Below are 14,844 nucleotides of genomic sequence, written 5' to 3' on the forward strand. Positions count from 1 at the left end.
TCGTGGTCCATTGGAACACGAGGAGGCGCCAGGTTAAACTGAAGGGACTGACCCCGGAGGAGTTCCGGAGACAGTCCCTTGCGGCGTAGTTCTTATTTAAGCCGTCCAAGTTTTGGGGTGCAGTTCACATTACGTGCGGCGGGGGTTCTTTCGTCCTGCGGAGTGTCCGCGAAGGTTAGCCCTCAGATCCTGCTACGACTACGTCCTTGGATTGTGTGGGCGGATGACGGACGTGGTTGGTCGGGTATTCCGTCCCCTTCGCTGTTTCGCGGCTTTGCCGCGAAACCTCGCGCCACTTTGGAGATAGATGGGGGGACTTGGCTGTTGCCGCCTTTTCGGAGCTCTTCTTTATTCCTTTTGCTGGATGAAAAGCCCCTTGTTTTTGCAGGGGTGCATACTCGACTTATAAGTGCATAGAATCTCGTATAGCGCGAGTAAGATATTGCGCTGTCCGTTTTGTGTTTAGCAGAGATGTAGTTTGCATAATCTGGTCTAATCCCTGCTCTATTTAAATAAAGTTGCACGTAAATGGCGTAGATATACCTGAACTGGGCTTCTTTACGCTGAGCGGGTAAAATCGACCGTTCGCCGCTTAGGTATTTCCAAAATGAATAAAATGAGCGATAAAGAGAATATAAACCCTAATAAACTCGCGTATCGCACGGACGCGGGTTATTAATGGGTTGTAGGCCTTTTACAGAAAGGATTCCAGCAATGTCTAAGCCTCTTGGCAAGCCCGATCGTATTGTCGTCGCCCTCGGCGGCAACGCCCTCGGCAACAACCCCGTCGAGCAGATCGAGGCCGTGAGCAACACCGCCCACGCTCTCCTCGGCCTCATCGAGCAGGGCAACGAGATCATCATCACCCACGGCAACGGCCCGCAGGTCGGCATGATCCAGAACGCCTTCGCCGCCGCCCACGACGCCATCGGCACCCCCGAGATGCCGCTGCCCGAGTGCGGCGCCATGTCCCAGGGCTACATCGGCTATCACCTGCAGCAGGGCATCGGCCGCGAGATGCACAAGCGCTACAAGCGTTGGCACGCCGCCACCGTCGTCACCCAGATCGAGTGCGATCCCGACGATCCCGCGTTCAAGAACCCGACCAAGCCGATCGGCCCCTTCTACACCGAGGAGCAGGCCAAGGAGTTCATGGCCGAGGATCCCTCCAAGGTCTTCGTCGAGGATTCCGGCCGCGGCTGGCGTCGCGTCGTCGCCTCCCCCGATCCCAAGAAGATCGTCGAGGCCGACTCCATCCTCAACCTGCTCGACAACGAGTTCATCGTCATCGCCTGCGGTGGCGGCGGCATCCCCGTCGTCCGCGACTACGAGAACAAGGGCTGCTACAAGGGCGTTCCCGCCGTCATCGACAAGGACCTGGGCGGCGAGCTGCTGGCCGAGGACTGCGACGCCGACGTCCTGTTCCTGCTGACCGCCGTCGAGCACGTCGCCATCAACTTTGGCAAGCCCAACCAGGAGGAGCTCGAGGACCTCACCGCCGACGAGGCCGAGCGCCTGGCCGACGAGGGTCAGTTCGGCAAGGGTTCCATGGAGCCCAAGGTCCGCGCCGCCATCAAGTTCGCCCGCTCCCGCAAGGGCCGCACCTGCATCATCGGCGCCCTGGACAAGGCCGCCGAGACCATGGCCGGCCTCTCCGGTACCCGCATCCACGAGTAGCCCCTACTCCGTTGCCTCTCCCGTGGGCGCCAGGCAAAGCGCCCACAAACTAGCCTCTCTTCATGAGCCCCGCGGTCCGCTCCGACTGCGGGGCTTTTGCTATTCACCTAGTCATTGGAGACGTTCTTAAACGACTAGTCAAACAAGAACGTCCACAACGACTACTCATTTAAGTCTGTCCCCAATGACTGCGGAAAGCGCATCTCACACCGGCACATGGCTTTCGGGTCCTTTCTCCGTGCTCCCTATAAGTTCGGCTGGACTCCCCGCAACCTGTTCCGAGTTGGCGGAACGAGCGCGACGTGGAGTGTCATTCTTTACCGCGTTAGACTAGACGCAGGGAAAGGAGGAGGACATGGATGCTCGCGTCAAGCAGCTTGTAAATATGATCGAGGACGCTCAGCCTGTCGCTGTCGCGGTACTTGCCAAGCGTCTCGAGGTAAGCGAGCGCGCCGTGAGAAACTATATCCATCGCGCAAACGACAACCTTGCAGGGGTTGCGCGCATCGTTGGCAGCAAGGGGCAGTATCGTATCGATGTTGCACGTGCAGATGAGCTTGCTCGCTTGCTAGACGGTGCGGCTCAGGCCCATCCGGGCATTCCTGATACGCGCGACGGCCGTGTGTCCTTCCTTCTTAACGACCTCCTCATGCGGTCCCAGTGGGTGACGATTGAGGAGTATGCGGATTTACTCTACGTTTCGGCGCGAACTCTGTCCAATGACATGCGTCTGGTAGAGCAGAAACTCGCCCAATTTGACTTAACGCTCGAAAAGCGCCCACGCTACGGAATCCGCGTTGCGGGCGGGGAGTCGCAACGGCGCCTGTGCCTGGCCTCGCTGGTGAGGCCCGTGTTGCCCGACACCGACGATGCAAAGCTCGCCGAGCGCCTGCGGGCCATCGCCGCATGTGTGGACGATGCCCTGACGGCCTCGCCCGTCACGGTGAGCTCGCTGGCATCCCGCAATCTCATCATGCATCTTTACATTGCTCTTGGCCGCATCGAGCAGGGCTGCTATGTCCCAGCTGCAGAATCGGACGTTCAAAAACTGGAGGGAACGCGCGAATACGCCGCGGCTTTCCAGATTGCCGCAAACATCAAGGATGCCCTGGGCGTGAGCATGCCCCGAGAAGAGGTTGCCTTTATCGCAATCCATTTGCTCGGCAGGGGCACGGGCGTGCCCGAGAAGGGCTCTGCCGTTATCTCGGACGAGATGTGGGAGATTGCTTCCGAGATGGTACGTGCGGTCAACGATGAGTTTAGGTTTGACTTTAGCGGCGATCTTGAACTTCGCATGAACCTTGCTCGGCATATCGGCCCTCTGGGCTATCGCCTTGAATATCACATGCATATGGATAACCCCATGCTGCCCGATATCAAGACGAGGTTTCCGTTGGCCTATTCGATGGCAGCTGGCACCTCGCAGGTACTCGAGCGTCATTTTGGCAGCCAGCCCTCTGATGAAGAGCTCGGCTACATCGCCATGGCATTTGCCCTGGCCCTCGAGCAGCAAGCCGACCAGCCGCGTCGCAAACGCATCCTGATCGTGTGCGCCTCGGGAGCGGGAAGCGCCCGTATGCTCGAGCACCAGTACCGCAAGCAGTTTGGCATGTATATCGATTCGATTGAGACATGCGATGTCGCCCGCGTGGGAACGTTCGATTTTTCGCATATCGACTACGTGTTCACAACGGTGCCGCTCAACGTCAAGTTGCCCGTGCCCGTCCGCGAGGCCGATTTCTTCTTGGAGACGAGCGATGTCAACGCTATCCGCAAGGTGCTGAGCGACGACACTGCGCAATCGGACTCCGTGAGCTCTTTCTTTAGCCGTGCCCTGTTCTTCAACCGCGTTGAGGCGTCGTCGAAGCAGGCCGTTCTCCGATATCTCTCCGAGCGCGCCGTCGAGAGCGGCCGTGTCGATGCCCAGTTTGCCCAAGAGGTCGCCGAGCGCGAGAGCGCGAGCGCCACCTCGTTTGGCAATGGGGTAGCCATGCCCCATGGGATGCATCCCTTGAGCGCCGAGGCCTTTGTTACCGTGGGCCTGCTCGAACATCCCATTCTTTGGGACGAATACGGCCATGAGGTCGATATCGTCTTTATGGTGTCGTTTGCCCGGTCGGGCGGCGATGAGGCGCGGATCTTGAGCTCACTGCTCGCCGAGATCTTTATGGACCGCCAGGGGGTCGAGCGCCTACGCGAGCGCCGGTCCTGGCATGAGCTGATGGCGCTTGTGCAAGCGCATACGGCTTAAGACTTCTTTTGTCGATGACCCTGTCAGTCTACCTGCAATAAACCTCGAGGATTGCGGGCGGGAGATAGGCGTTTCGAATATTCAAGTACAAACCAAACATCACGGGAGAGGAGACCGTTATGGACGATCAGGGAACCGAGATGGTTTCGTTTCAGCTGGTCGCTGCAGCGGGAGAGGCACGCAGCCTTGCCTTCGAAGCCCTTGAAAAGGCAAAGGCGGGGGATTTTGACGCCGCCGCCAAACTCATGAAGCAGTCAAAGGATGCGGGAATCAAGGCTCACCACATCCAAACGCAGCTGCTTTCGACTGAGGCAGCGGGCGAGCATCTGTCGGTGGATGTGTTGCTGGTCCATGCTCAGGACCACCTCATGTGCTCCATGCTTGCTCAGGAGCTCGTGCAGGAGCTGATCTGCCTGTATGAGCGCACTGCAACCAAGAACGCCTAGCGGCGTGCGGTGACTATCCAACCAATCAATGCGAAGGGAATCCCTTATGAAGATCCTTCTTGTTTGCGCAGCTGGTCTGTCTACAAGCATTCTGATGAAGAAACTCGAGAAATATGCGGAGCAAAACGGCATCGAGCTCGATATCGATGCGGTGGGTATCGGCGAGTATCAGGAGACGTGCGCCAATTATGACGTGCTGCTCTTGGGGCCGCAGGTGTCCTACCAGCTCAACACCGTCAAGCAGGGGAGCGGTAAGCCGACCGCGGTCATCCCCGCACAGGACTACGGCATGGGCAACGCCGCCAACGTGCTGGCACTCGCCCAGTCGCTGTTGGGTTAGGAGGCAACCATGGAGAAGTTCATGACCCTGCTTCAGGAAAAACTGACCCCTATCGCCAATTTCTGCGGCACCGAGCGCCACTTTGCCTCCATGCAAAAGGGCTTTATGAGCGCGATCAGCTTCATCTTGGTATCTGCCGTCTTTATGATCCTCGCCAACCCGCCGGTCACGGCCGACCTGGTGGCGCAGGGCGGGTTCTGGTCCGTCTTTGGCCCTTGGCTCGATTTTGCCACGGCCAATAAGCTCACGCTGCTCATTCCCTTCAACATGACGATGGGCATACTGTCGGTGATCGTGACGTTCGCAATCGCCTATAACCTGGCGGGCACCTACAAGATGCCCAAGCTTAACGCCGGTATGACCTCGCTGGTGATGTTCCTGATCGCCGCGGCGCCGTCGTCCTACTACCAGCTTGCTGACGAGTCCGTGCTCCAGGCGGTCCCCTGCACCTATCTGGGTGCGCAGGGCCTGTTTACCGCCATCATCGTTGCCTTGGTCTCCGTCGAGGTCACGCGCTTCTGCCAGACCAAGGGCATCACCATCAAGATGCCCGATGGCGTGCCGCCGTTTTTGTCCGAAACCTTTGGCGCCATCGTACCTATGCTCGCCAACATCCTCATCTTCTTTGGCGGCAACCTGCTGATCCAGATGATCGATCCCGCGCTGTCCATCCCCTCGGTTATCGAGAAGCTGCTCGCTGCCCCGCTTTCCGTCGCAGTTGACTCTGTGCCCGGCGCACTGCTTATCTGCTTCATGACGCTGCTGTTTTGGTGCTTTGGCGTCCACGGCAACATGATCGTAATGCCCATCACCGCCCCGGTCACGCTTGCCGCCTTTGCCGCCAACGCCTCGCTCTATGCTGCCGGGCAGCCGCTTGAGTTCCACCCGGCGCTCATGTCGTTGGCCATCAACCTCATCGGCGGCACGGGTAATACGTTCTCTTTTTTGGCGCTCTGCGCGTTTAGGGCAAAGTCGCAGCAGCTCAAGGCATTTGGCAGGGCATCGATCGTGCCGAGCTTCTTCCGTATCTCCGAGCCCGCGATCTTCGGCGCGCCCATCATCTTCAACCCGATCCTCATGATTCCGTTTGTGCTAGGCGGCATGATCTCGGCCCTGCTGTATTGGGGTGCGGTCTCACTGGGTCTTGTCTCTAACTTCTACATCTTGGTGAGCGGCACGTTCCCCATCTTCGTTCAGGGCTTTGTCCAGTGCCTCGACCCGCGCATCTGGGTGTTTACGATCGTTTTGATCGTGGTCATGGCTGTGGTCTGGTACCCGTTCTTTAAGGTGTACGATAACCAGCTCCTGGCTCAGGAGCAGGAGAACGCCGCGGCAGCTTCTGCCGAGGATGCTGAGTAGCATGAGTTACTTTGACAGAACGTCTGCCGCCGGTATGCCCGAGGGCTTTTTGTGGGGTGGTGCCCTCGCCGCCAACCAGGCCGAAGGGGGCTGGAACGAGGGCGGCCGCGGCATGTCGCACTCCGACCTGATCCCACAGGGTTCCGACCGCTGGGATGTAATGTTTGGCAGGCAAAAGCCCGTGGACGATCCGGACAGGCTGTATCCATGCCGCTGGGGCAACGACTTCTTCCATCATTGGCACGAGGATGTCGAGCTCTTTGCCGAGATGGGCTTTAAGTGCCTGCGTCTTTCAATTTGCTGGAGCCGTATTTTTCCCACAGGGATGGAGACCGAGCCCAACGGCGAGGGCTTGGAGTTTTACCGTCAGGTATTCGAGGCGCTGCGCGAGCATGGAATCGAGCCGCTTGTGACGCTGTCGCACTACGACTATCCGTTGGCTCTGGTCGAGCGCTATGGTGGCTGGCAAAGCCGAGAGATGATCGAGCGGTATGCGCACTACGTCGAGACCGTCGGACGCGCGTACCAGGGCCTCGTGCGTTATTGGCTTACGTTCAACGAGATCAACAGCGTGGCGCTGTCCTATCTCAACGCGGGTGTCACGCTCGAGGATGAGCGTGACCGTGCAGCCGTGACCGCGGCGTTCTCGCACCATATGTTTATGGCGAGCGCTCGCGCTGTCGAGATTCTGCACAAGATCGATCCCGCAAACAAGGTGGGTTGCATGGTCGCTGCCGGTGCGACCTATCCGTACCGTTGTGCGCCCGAGGACGTATGGCTTGCGTATGAGGAGGACCGCGGCCGCTACTTCTACACAGACGTGATGGCTGCGGGCGCCTATCCTGCTTGGAAGCTGCGTGCACTCGAGAAAGAGGGTGTTCACGTGCCCTTTGAGCCGGGCGATACGGAGTATCTGGCAGAGCATACGGTCGACTTCATCTCGTTCTCGTACTATTGCTCGCGCTTGGTGTGCGCCGATGATCAGGTGATCGCCGAGAAGGCGGAGGGCAACGTGTTCCCGACGTTGCGCAATCCGTACCTCAAGGATAAAGAGACTGCCTGGAAGTGGCAGATCGATGCGCTGGGTTTGCGCGTGACGCTTGCCGGCTACCACGATCGTTACCATCTTCCGCTCTTTATCGCCGAGAACGGTGTGGGCGGACTCGATGCGCTGGAAGACGGCAAAGTCCACGATGCGTATCATATTGATTACCTGCGAAGGCATATTCTTGCGCTGCGCGATGCAATTGTCGAGGACGGTGTTGACCTGATGGGATACACGCCGTGGGGCTGTATCGATTTGGTGTCGGCCTCGACGGGGCAGATGAAGAAGCGCTATGGCTTTGTTTATGTTGATGCCGATGATACGGGCAAAGGCACGTTCGATCGCTACCGAAAGGACAGCTTCTGCTGGTACCAAAAGGTCATTGCATCAAATGGCGAGGACTTGAGTTAACTCTTGCAGGTCTGTTGCCCCCGCGGTCCGCTTCGGCCGCAGGGGCTTTTGTTATTGAGGCGGCTGTTCATGAGGAGCATTGCAGGCTGCGGAAACCCGGCACTTGGGGACGTTCCTTTCCTGCCGGCAGCTTGGGACAGTCCTTAAAGGCCGCATCGATCAACTGCGGAAAGCACATCCCAGAATGAGCGTCCAACATGGGGTGCGGTTTCCCTTGAGGCCCTCAATCGGAAAATGCATCCCGGATTTTTGTCGAAAAGCGGTCCCTAGTTTCCCAAACGGGCCGCTAACGGAAAGCGCATCCCGCTATTGGGCCCCAAAGCAGGATGCGCTTTCCGTGCTGGCAGTTCCAAGCAGTTCGGGATGGCCCTTTTCGTTTGCTCTCGGCCGGCGTCCGTAAGACTGTCCCCGACGACCACTCATTTAAGTCTGTCCCCAATGAGTGCCCAATGACTAGTAGTAGGCCCACATGGCTTCGACTTCGTTGAGGACCTCTACGACGCCCCAGCGTCGGGCGCTGCGGCTGGCCGAGTTGGGATCGAAGACTTCAATCTGGTCGGCGTCGTCAATACCGTAAAGTACAATGTAGTGGCCCACGTTGGTAAAGGTGCCCGGCCGAACGGCGGCGATGACGGGCGCTCCCGAACGCAGCGCCTGAGTCATCGAGTCGCGATCGTTATGAAGCTCCGTTCCGTTAAGTCCCAACTGCCACGCACCGCTCGTCATAAACGACCATTCGGTTGCACCGGTGGGGGCGTAATTGCCTGCCTCGGAAAGCGCGCACATATCGACGGGAGTCATATCGGTGCGTCCCGTCTTAAAGATATAGACCATGGTGAGGCACGTAGGCCCGCAAGCATTTTGGCGGATGGTACCGCCGGCGTAAGGCAGCTCCGACCATGCAGGGTCGATCTGATAGATATGGGGCATCGTGCCGGCTTGCCATTGCGAGCGCGGGGTCGAAAAGGCGAAAGAATAACCGGGCGCGACGGGGGCCTTGAGCAGCTTGTCCTCGGCGGTGGGCTCGAGACCGGCTGATCCGTGGGAGATACACGAGCCTAAAAATAAAAAGAGCAGGCACGCGACGATGGAGCAAAGCGCGATGCGTGCGCGGCGGAAGGGTAGAGCGGGAGCGCCGGAGCCGGCTCGAGATGCCGGGCGAGAGCTCAGGCCGCTGCGTCCGTTCTGCGGGCGCGAAAAAGAACGGCGGACAAAGATGCCGGGCTGGGGGCGACCGTTGCGACGCAGTTGCGGCACATCGGTCTGGCGCTGGCGCGTGCCCGTGAAAGAGCGCGTGCTTTGGCGTTGATCGGTACTGCGACTGCGCCGTTCGGTTTTAGCGTTGGATCTGCTCGAAGCGACGGCACCGTCGCGTCTGCGAGTCGCAGCGGTACTAGCCTGCCCTCGAGTCTCAGAACCGCTGGTGTTTTGCCGAGGCGTAGGGCGGGGCTGCCGTTGCGAGCTGCTTGGATACTGCGGGCTGGCGGCGGTGGAAGAAGACGAGCTTCCGGGCGTCGGCGTAGCGCGACCGGCAAGGCGAACGCTCTGTCGCCGTTGATCGCCGTCGTTAAAACCATATGCCATTTAAACCGCCTTGCCTCATGTATAACCCGTCTATCCTACAAAAAAGATGTACAACAAATGCGTGCGCGCGCCAAAAGCTCGGTAAACGGCACGAACGGGGGCGAGTTTGGCGCTATAAAGCGACACCCTCCTCGAGCTAAGAGAAAGGGGCTCTTTGGGCCCCTTTCAAAAGATGTGATTTGTGGTGCGCCCGCCGATTACAAAACGAGCATCAGCACGGTGACAAACGAAACGGTAATCACGGTAAGCAGGACCATGTATTTGGCGGCCGTCTTGATGTAGGTCGCGTAGCTTACCTGGGCAAGCTCGAGGCCAGCCATGATGGACCCGCATGTGGGAGTGATCATCGCTACAACGCCGTGTGTGGCGAGGTAGATTGCGACCATGGCTTCGGGGGCAAAGCCTAAGGATGCCGCCAACGGTCCCATGATAGGCATCGAGACGGTTGCCATGCCCGTACTCGAGGGGATGAGGAAAGACAGGGCAAAGTAGAGCGCATAGGAGAGCGGGGCAAAGACTGTGGCGGATACGCCGGCGAGCGCGTTGGCGGCGTTGGTGAGGATCCACACATCGAGTCCGGTGATGGACATGAGCACGGAGACGCCGCGGGCGACGGCGACGACGAGCGCGACAGAAACAAGGTCGGCGCAGCCGTGCAGGATGGTGTCGACGAGTTCTTTCTCCTGCATACCGGCAACCTTGCCGATAATAATTGTCATGGTGAAGAACCAGATGCCGCATTCGGTAAAGTACCACTGACCAAGTGGCAGGCCAGTCAAAAGTGCGCTCCATGCGGTGCTGAGGTCATCGCCCTTGGCACCGATATCAAATAGGCCAACTCCGAATGTCTGCCACGGAATAAAGCCGATGATCATGACGACAAACGTGAGGGCGAAGAGAACAAGGACGCGCTTTTGAATTTTGGAAAGCTCGACGTGCGCGTCCTCGGCGGAATCGCCGTCCTTGTCGCCGTAGAGACGCTCGGCGGTCTCCCATTCCTCGGGGGTGAGCGATGAGGCGGCGCGGTCGGTGCGGACGCACTTGGCATACCGCATGACAAAAATGATGCCCGAAATCTCGGCGATGGCGAACATAACCAGACCGATGCCGATCATGAGTCCCTGGTCATAGGGGATGCCGGCTGCCTTGAGAGCATCAAGCGCGAGTCCGGTCGAAAACGGGTTGACCGTCGATCCCAAAACGCCAAGGCCGCAGCCCATGAGAACTACCATGCATCCAACGAGCGGATCCCAACCCATGGCAAACGTGACCGATGCCAGGAGCAGGTAGAAGGGGACGGATTCCTCGAGCATGCCGTACGTGGATCCGCAGATGCCAAAGGCGAGCATGAGAACAGGAACGAGCAATAGATCATTACCGCCTAGTTTACGGACGAGCACGGCGATGCCGGTGTCGAGCGCGCCCGTTTTTTGGACTACGCCCAGGAAACCGCCAAGCACAAGAATGAACACGCAGACCTGCATGGCGCTCTCAAAGCCCAAGAAGGGAGAAGCCATAAAGTTGCCAAGCGTTGCGGCCTGCACGTCAGGGCTAAATGACGAGACGACCCACGAGGCGATGGCCACGAGCAACAGGCAGCCAAAGAGAATGGTAAAAGATGAGGGCATCTGGCGTGGCTTACGTTCTTTGCCAGATGCGGCAGCCTTATCCGACATACAAAGCTCCTTCACGGAAAGCCCTGCCTCCGCCATGGGAGACGGGGCTCTCGTTAATCAATAAGGTCTTGACTCTGTTGTCGACTTGAAAGCTGCACCCTTCAAGTCGGGGAAGTAATGCGTTTAATAAAGCGTGCATCACATATCAATAATACCATCCGGTGAGTATGTGAGGACATCTATGGTGGCATGTATTCCGCAAACGAGCCGACCTATCGGTAAACGTACAATGTGATATACGTTGTCGCATATAGATGCGGGTATTTTTAAGGACTGGTCCCTAGTGATCCCTTTTCTGTTGGTCTGGTGGCCCCTGCTGTTTTGGTTCGCGGCGACTGCACGTCGCTTAGACGATAGGGGGAGCAATAAAACGGGATGAAGAATAGGCCTTCATCCCGTTGAGCCACGTGTTCTGGAAGCAGTTTAAGCTCCTACAACACGTTTACGACAGGAACGTCGTTAACCAACTTGAAGAGCTGGTCCTTTTCGCCCTTGAGGAAGTGTCCGATGTTGTTGCACGGGAAGATCATGAGGTCGCGTAGCGACGAAGACGAATAGAACGCAGAGTGCGGCGTGATAATCACGTTGTCGCGGCCAACGAGCGGGTGGTTTGCCAGGTCGGGCGTCTCGCCATACAGAACATCGGCGCCAAACGCGCGAATCTGGCCAGAATCGAGAGCTTCGATAAGAGCGGGTTCGTCCATGCAGAGGCCACGGCCCAGGTTAATGACGATGGGCTTTTTCTTCATCTTGGCGAACTTCTCGGCGTCAAAGTAATGATAGTTCGTCTCGTTAAGATTCATATGATTGATAATGATGTCGGCCTCGGCCAAAACCTCGTCGATCTCGGCCTGCTCGACACCGTTTTGCCCAAAAAGGTTCTGGTCGATAAAGGGGTCGTTGGAGATGATGCGCTTGACAAGGCCCTTGGCTTTACGGGCGGTGCACTTGCCGATTTTGCCAAAACCAAAGATGCCGAGGGTCTGGTCTTCAAGACGAGGCACCTCGGGAGCCGCGGCGTAATCCCAACGGTGCTCCTGCTCAATCTGACCGATGTAGAACTTGAAGTTCTTGTTGAGCGCGTACATATAGGCGATGGCGCTTTCGGAGACATCCCAGGTGCAGTATTCGCCGACGGGGCAGACGCCCACGCCGCGCGCAGTTGCCTCGTCCATGTCTACGTTGTCATAGCCGGTGGCGTTGATGGCGATGACCTTGAGGTTGGGAGCGTGCTCGAACGCTTCCTTGTCCACCTTGATGAAGGCAGTGAGCAGAGCGTCGGCATCGGCAAGATGCTCGTAGAACTCCTCGCGTGCCTCATCGGTATACGCGTAAACCTCAACATCGATATCCTCACCCAGATGAGATTTGAGGGTCTCGGTTTCGAGGTCGTGCTGGGGCATCATGCTCTCGGCATAATCGCTGATCAAGATCTTCATGGGTGCTTCCTTTCCCCTTTGAGGGGCTTGTGGGTAAAAAGGGGCGCCGCAGCGCCGGAATCCAGCGGAGCGGCGCCCCATGAGAGGCTCGGACAAATACTGTCCAGGCGAAACGTTCGGACTACGGACGCTCGATCGGCTGGGTCAGGCAGTGCGGGCCGCCGCCGGCGTGCAGGATCTGGTCGAGCGGCACGTCGATGACCTCGATGCCCAGAGCGCGCATCTTGTCGTTGATGTGCTTGTTCTTCTCGATGGCAACGACCTTGTTGTTGCCGATGCACTGGACGTTGCAGCCGTGCTTGTACATATCCTCACTGGCGACGGGGATGAGCTCGAAGCCGCGGCGCTTGAGCATCTGCAGGAAGTTATAGGGCAGCTGGTCAATGCAAGCGAGCGCAACTTGGGGAGCGACGATGTTAAAGATCATGTCAAGGTGCAGGTTGTCGGGCGGGCAGGGAACGCCGACGACGGTATAGCCAAACTTCTCGAGCTGATGGCGGAGGCTGGCGACTCCCTGTTCATCGGTACGATCGACCATGCCCCAGGCGAGCGTATGCTCATCGACCATCCAGAAGTCGCCGCCCTCCATGCAACCTGCGTTAACGCGGGCGACGATGGGGACACCCATCTCCTTAAGCTTTGCCTCATAGGACTGGGCCTCGATCTGGCGGACCGGATGACGGAAGTGGCCCATGACGGCGCCTTCCTTGATCATGCAACCATAGTCGCGGGCAAAGGTCATGACCTCGTACTTGGGGTTGGCCTCGACCTCGACGACCTCGATGCCGTTATCCTTGTAGGCGTCAACGAGCATCTGCCATTCCTTGACCATGATGTCGTTCTGTTCGGTATCGCCCTTCTTCATCCATTCGGAGGTGATGACGTTGATGCCGTTGAAGGTGTAGTACTTCGGCGAGCACATCATGACCTTTTTGAGCGGATTGGTGGCGTTGGAGACGTAGATTTTCTCTTCAGACATGGCAGGTTCCTTTCTTTAAGACCTACATACCTTAGATGGAATGCGCGCGGCGGGAAAAACGGAGGGGCTTGCCCGCCGCGCGAGGATTCCCGCGGGGGAGTAGCGCCTAGACCTAGAGCATCACGAGGACGCAGAGGAAGGCGCAGCAGGCGGCGAACAGGACGGCGACGATGGGGGCGATCTTCTTGACCCAGTCGCCGTAGCTCATGTGCGCCGCGGCCGTGCACGTCATGACGACGATGGAGCACGGGGTGATCATCTTGGCCAGGCCGAGCGCCATGAGGTAGATGATGACCATGATGTAGACGTCGACGCCGGCGAAGGTGGACAGCGTGCCCATGATGCCCATGGTGGCGGCGGCGAGGCCGGTGGAGCTGGGGATCAGGCAGGCGATGAGGAAGTAGCAGACCAGGGCGACGACGACGAAGGCGAAGGGCGGCAGGGAGGCCAGCGCGTTCTCGCACATGTTGAGGATGGACGGGGTGATCTGGCCGTTGTCCATGACGACCTGGATGCCGCGTGCCAGCGGCACGACGAAGGCGGTGGAGACCAGGCCGGAGGCGCCCTTGAGAATCGTATCGATGATAGTGTCGGCATCATAGTGCATGACTACGCCGATGAGGATGACCATGATCAGGGTGATCATCGAGAGCTCGGGGAAATACCAGTTTCCGAAGGCGGTGATGTCGGTGCCCAGGACGTTGCGCAGGCCCGGGGTTGCGGCGACCCATGCGACGAAGTCCTCGAAGAACGTCCACTCGGGGTTGAGGGAGGTCCAGGGGGTCAGACCGACGATCATAAAGACGAAGGTAAGTACGAACAGTGCGAGCGCGCCCTTCTGGCGACCGGTGAGGGTGAGGTCCTCGTCGTCGGCGGCGGGGAACTCCTTGAGGTCCTGCTCGCGCCGGAAGAACTGGACGGACTTCTCGGGATGCGCCTTGATCTTGTCGGCGTAGCGGCAGATCAGGAGGATGACGAGGCCGGTGAAGATGACGAACATCGCGATGCGGGGAATCATGCCCTCGCCAGGGGAGATGCCGGCGATACCCGATGCGATGCCCGTGGAGAACGGGTTAATGATCGACGAGAGGCAGCCGATCTGGGTGCCGAGGACGACGATCATGATCGCGGTGACCGTATCGAGGCCGAGGGCCAGGATGACGGGCACGAACATCAGGAAGTAGACGATGCCTTCCTCATAGGCGCCTTCGAGCGTACCGAAGAACGCCATCAGGATAACGAGGATGGCGATCAGCGCATGCATGTTGTTCTGATTGGCGATAGTGATGCGCTTGATGGCCGTCTTGAGCGCGCAGGTGCGATCCATCATCTCGAGTAAGCTGCCGAACAGCATGATGGTGAGGGAGATCGAAATGGCGCCGGAGACCGTGCCACCGCCGAGCATGCCGGTGATGGGGGCCATGAAGATGTCCCAGAGGCCCTGGGGGTTGCTCTCGACCACGTGGTAGGTGCCGGCGATGGCGTCGCCGCCCTCGGAGAGCTCGTAGGCTCCGCCGGGGACGAACCAGGTCAGGAGGGCGATGAAGGCGATGACGGCGAACAGGATCACATAGGTGTTCGGCATCTGGAATTTCTTCCTCGCCGGCTTTTCCTTGATTTCTTCAGCCATGGTGTAT

12 protein-coding genes are annotated in these 14,844 nt (G+C 58.6%); 7 read left to right on the plus strand and 5 right to left on the minus strand.

Going from position 1 to position 14,844, the window contains the following annotated elements; all coding sequences use genetic code 11:
- The first annotated feature begins 2 nt into the window (after positions 1 to 2).
- The 7 genes from GDJ93_RS00005 (at position 3) to GDJ93_RS00035 (ending at position 7,529) form a co-directional block, all read left to right on the plus strand.
- Positions 3 to 89 carry an IS3 family transposase gene (locus GDJ93_RS00005; RefSeq protein ID WP_226812388.1) on the plus strand — a complete coding sequence of 29 codons (87 nt, stop codon included), beginning with the start codon at positions 3 to 5 and terminating at the stop codon, positions 87 to 89.
- A 625-nt stretch (positions 90 to 714) separates the two neighbouring features.
- Positions 715 to 1,677 carry a carbamate kinase gene (arcC, locus tag GDJ93_RS00010; RefSeq protein ID WP_006235166.1) on the plus strand — a complete coding sequence of 321 codons (963 nt, stop codon included), beginning with the start codon at positions 715 to 717 and terminating at the stop codon, positions 1,675 to 1,677.
- Between the two features lie 355 nt (positions 1,678 to 2,032).
- A complete protein-coding gene (locus GDJ93_RS00015; RefSeq protein WP_152067286.1) occupies positions 2,033 to 3,928 on the plus strand; it encodes a BglG family transcription antiterminator in 1,896 nt (631 codons plus the stop codon).
- 119 nt (positions 3,929 to 4,047) lie between these two features.
- Positions 4,048 to 4,374 (plus strand): PTS lactose/cellobiose transporter subunit IIA, encoded by a 327-nt coding sequence (locus GDJ93_RS00020; protein ID WP_117757821.1) that lies wholly within the window; start codon positions 4,048 to 4,050, stop codon positions 4,372 to 4,374.
- Between the two features lie 46 nt (positions 4,375 to 4,420).
- Positions 4,421 to 4,714, plus strand: coding sequence for a PTS sugar transporter subunit IIB (locus tag GDJ93_RS00025; protein WP_117648560.1), 294 nt, complete (start codon positions 4,421 to 4,423; stop codon positions 4,712 to 4,714).
- 9 nt (positions 4,715 to 4,723) lie between these two features.
- The gene (locus tag GDJ93_RS00030) at positions 4,724 to 6,073 is read left to right on the plus strand and encodes a PTS sugar transporter subunit IIC (RefSeq protein ID WP_152067287.1); all 1,350 of its coding nucleotides are present in this window, start codon (positions 4,724 to 4,726) and stop codon (positions 6,071 to 6,073) included.
- Position 6,074: 1 nt separating this feature from the next.
- Positions 6,075 to 7,529, plus strand: coding sequence for a family 1 glycosylhydrolase (locus tag GDJ93_RS00035; RefSeq protein WP_117776360.1), 1,455 nt, complete (start codon positions 6,075 to 6,077; stop codon positions 7,527 to 7,529).
- 453 nt (positions 7,530 to 7,982) lie between these two features.
- On the opposite strand, the gene GDJ93_RS10045 is transcribed toward GDJ93_RS00035, so the two are convergent.
- The 5 genes from GDJ93_RS10045 to GDJ93_RS00060 all read right to left on the minus strand — a co-directional run bounded on the left by GDJ93_RS10045 (position 7,983) and on the right by GDJ93_RS00060 (position 14,837).
- Positions 7,983 to 8,786 carry a C39 family peptidase gene (locus GDJ93_RS10045; protein WP_226812386.1) on the minus strand — a complete coding sequence of 268 codons (804 nt, stop codon included), beginning with the start codon at positions 8,784 to 8,786 and terminating at the stop codon, positions 7,983 to 7,985.
- A gap of 524 nt (positions 8,787 to 9,310) precedes the next feature.
- Positions 9,311 to 10,789, minus strand: coding sequence for a YfcC family protein (locus GDJ93_RS00045; RefSeq protein ID WP_152067288.1), 1,479 nt, complete (start codon positions 10,787 to 10,789; stop codon positions 9,311 to 9,313).
- A gap of 431 nt (positions 10,790 to 11,220) precedes the next feature.
- Positions 11,221 to 12,228 carry an NAD(P)-dependent oxidoreductase gene (locus tag GDJ93_RS00050; RefSeq protein WP_152067289.1) on the minus strand — a complete coding sequence of 336 codons (1,008 nt, stop codon included), beginning with the start codon at positions 12,226 to 12,228 and terminating at the stop codon, positions 11,221 to 11,223.
- A 121-nt stretch (positions 12,229 to 12,349) separates the two neighbouring features.
- The gene (locus GDJ93_RS00055) at positions 12,350 to 13,207 is read right to left on the minus strand and encodes a dimethylarginine dimethylaminohydrolase family protein (RefSeq protein WP_152067290.1); all 858 of its coding nucleotides are present in this window, start codon (positions 13,205 to 13,207) and stop codon (positions 12,350 to 12,352) included.
- A gap of 112 nt (positions 13,208 to 13,319) precedes the next feature.
- Complete coding sequence (locus GDJ93_RS00060) at positions 13,320 to 14,837, minus strand: YfcC family protein (protein WP_152067291.1); 1,518 nt, start codon at positions 14,835 to 14,837, stop codon at positions 13,320 to 13,322.
- Between the last annotated feature and the right edge of the window lie 7 nt (positions 14,838 to 14,844).

This window comes from Collinsella aerofaciens, from assembly GCF_902501475.1.
Taxonomy (GTDB): domain Bacteria; phylum Actinomycetota; class Coriobacteriia; order Coriobacteriales; family Coriobacteriaceae; genus Collinsella; species Collinsella aerofaciens_AL.